General features: G+C 69.3%; 3 protein-coding genes. 2 read left to right on the forward strand and 1 reads right to left on the reverse strand.

Going from position 1 to position 2,560, the window contains the following annotated elements; genetic code table 11:
- Together J1M40_RS12405 and J1M40_RS12410 are read left to right on the forward strand one after the other, a co-directional pair.
- A partial coding sequence (locus tag J1M40_RS12405; RefSeq protein ID WP_206450857.1) for a hypothetical protein occupies positions 1–288 on the forward strand: 288 nt, incomplete at its 5' end.
- A gap of 257 nt (positions 289–545) precedes the next feature.
- On the forward strand, positions 546–1,109 hold the full coding sequence (locus tag J1M40_RS12410) for a hypothetical protein (protein WP_206450858.1): 564 nt from the start codon (positions 546–548) through the stop codon (positions 1,107–1,109).
- Between the two features lie 662 nt (positions 1,110–1,771).
- On the opposite strand, the gene J1M40_RS12415 is transcribed toward J1M40_RS12410, so the two are convergent.
- Positions 1,772–2,515 carry a hypothetical protein gene (locus J1M40_RS12415; RefSeq protein WP_031943813.1) on the reverse strand — a complete coding sequence of 248 codons (744 nt, stop codon included), beginning with the start codon at positions 2,513–2,515 and terminating at the stop codon, positions 1,772–1,774.
- Positions 2,516–2,560: the final 45 nt, after the last annotated feature.

Below are 2,560 nucleotides of genomic sequence, written 5' to 3' on the forward strand. Positions count from 1 at the left end.
CCCCAGGCCCCCGGCCCCGGCGTCGAGCTGCCCGCCCTGCCCGCGACCCTGGGCCTGCCCGGGCTGCTGATGGACGTGCTGAGCGGCGGCGGCCGCCTCCACGGCACCCGCTACCTGCGCCAGCGGATCCACGGCGTGCCCGGCGCACTGGACCTGATCGGCTGGAGCATCGGCACCTGGGCACACGGACGCGCCTACGTCGCCCCCCTGGACGGCTACACGCCGGCCGCCCGCGAGGCCGCCACCCTGGCCGACCGCGACAGCCTGGCCGCCCTGCCCACCGCCTGACCGGCAGGCCGCGAGCGCGGGAGGACCCCGCGCTCGCGGCATCCCGGGGACGTGTCGTGAAGCTGAGCTGCCGGCTGCATCGAGCTGCTGCCGGCTCCCCTGGATCGCGGCACGTCCCCGCCCCCTCCGCGTCACGACCACGGGCGCGTGGACCTGCGCTCGCGGGTGGTGTTGTGCGCGCGCCGTTGTATGTGTATGGTTGGACACGTAGCGGGGGGCATGAGGCCCCCGGCACCCCGACCAAGGAGGCACCTCCGATGCCTGAGCACCACCTTCTCGACCTCGACTCCCTGCCCTCCGCCTTCGAGCCCTGCCCGGAGTGCGGCGACGTGATGTGCCAGCCCGACCCGTGGGGCGAGGACTGCGACGACCGCGCCCGGCGCCGCCAGGCCGTGGCCACTCTGGAGGACCAGCGCCGCCAGGCCCACGCCCTCGCGGCCCCCGCCGCCGCCGCGCGCGCCCGTCAGCAGTGCCTGGAGCTGACCGGCTCCGATGGCACCCACACCTCCCGCGCCGGCGCCCGCGCCCTCGACGTCAGCACCGGCCCCTCCACGCATGGCCACGAGCGCCGATGGGCGCACCCTGGCAAGCGGTCCCCGGGGCACTCTGCGACCACGGGCCACGCTTCCGAGGCGGACCGACTGTTCGTGTTCAGCACATCTGCGGCCCCGTTTCAGCCGGGCCGTCCCTACAGTCCGTTTCAGGCATATGCGCTGCTGCATCATGGCGGGGACTACCGGGCGGCCGCGGCGGACCTGCGGGCACGCGGGTTCGGTGGCGGCCCGGCCGCGGGGGGTGGTGAGCCGTGGGGGCGCGACTAGCCTTGACCCTCTATGCCGAGTGGTCCCAGCACCTGACCCCGGGGGACATGAATGCCGCGGTCCGCATGGCGCTCACCGCCCGTGACGACGGGGCACCCCCGCTGTACTACGGCGGATGGGAAGCGCTCGCGGCGGCGCTGGGGTACTGGAAGCCCGGGGCTGACCCTGAATCCGTCCGTCGGCAGACGCAACGTGTCATCACCAAGCTGGTTCGGAAGGGCGTCATCACATCTAGTGGACAGGCCCGCCCGCGCGTGCGCGCCGAGTACGCCCTGAACCAGGACCCGCTATACCAGTTCGAGCCGGTCGGGGAGGGAAGGGCGGTCACCTGGCGACGGGTTCCCCGCGCTGATCCCAGAGCCGTAGACAACCGGCCGAGCCCATCGGGTGGGGGACTCGCAGAGTCTGGAACGGGGGACTCCCAGAGTCCCGCACGGGGGGACTCTGGGAGTCCCCCCAAGGAGACACTTCAGGAGACACATCAGGATTGGCCCGGACAGGCGTGCCCCCCTCACCGCGTCGGGCGCGTCGGCAGAGCTGGCGAGACCAGGCGGCGGGCCCACTTGGCCAGTCTGGTCGACGAGCTGCCCACGCTCGCACAGCTGGGGATGGGGGATGGACCGTGAGCGGTTAGCCCTGGTCCCGGGCTGGGGGCCTCGCGCCTACAGGTGCGGGCCCCCAGGGTCCCAAGGCCTACGCGTCGCGGACCAGTGCCGAGCTGCTAGACGTTCCTTCGCCGCTACTACCTGGCGGTCGAGTGCCTGAAGAGCCCGTGTGACGTCAGGGAGAGAGACGGACTCGCCAAGGATTGTGTACTGGCCGTCCTCTGGGTTGAAGTGGTGCAAGTGCATTTCTTCGAGCCCTTCAATCCCGGTGATCATGTCTTTAGACCCGATGTTGTTGCGGAGGATGATCCGAGGGGGATACATCATGAGCCTGTCCAGTCGCTCATCGAAATGTTCGATGCTGTTGCGTAGCGCTCGCGAGCGGATCGGGCTGTCCTCTGGGACAGAGAGGGCTTCTCGAATCGCTGCCCCTCTCCCTTCGGCGAACTTCATCCGCTGATCGCGTTCGGGCCTAGTCTCACCCGGACCCATCTGCCCATTCTTAGTCTTTGGCCAAATCAGCTGGGCAACCATGGCCGTTTCGCTAACCACGGTTTCAGCATGATCGAAGGCTTTTTCGTGAAGACGTTGCCCCTCGGCGTTGCTACTAGGCGAAGGTGGAACGTTGAAACCCAGGCTCCGGCGCATCGCTATGGCCTTGTCCATCAACCGCGCAGCATTCAACGCTCGGCCGACATGGCGCTGAATCTCATCTAAGTAGCAGTCCATGGCGAAGTCGTCGAAGGGCAGCACGTCAGGTAAGGGGGGTTTGTCGGCGCTCTCCGGAGTGGTGGATGTCATAGCAGGAGCCTAGTAAAGCTCCGGCGGGCGGGTAAGGGGCTGTCT

This window comes from Micrococcus sp. KRD026, assembly GCF_017168445.1.
GTDB classification, from domain to species: Bacteria; Actinomycetota; Actinomycetes; order Actinomycetales; family Micrococcaceae; genus Micrococcus; species Micrococcus luteus.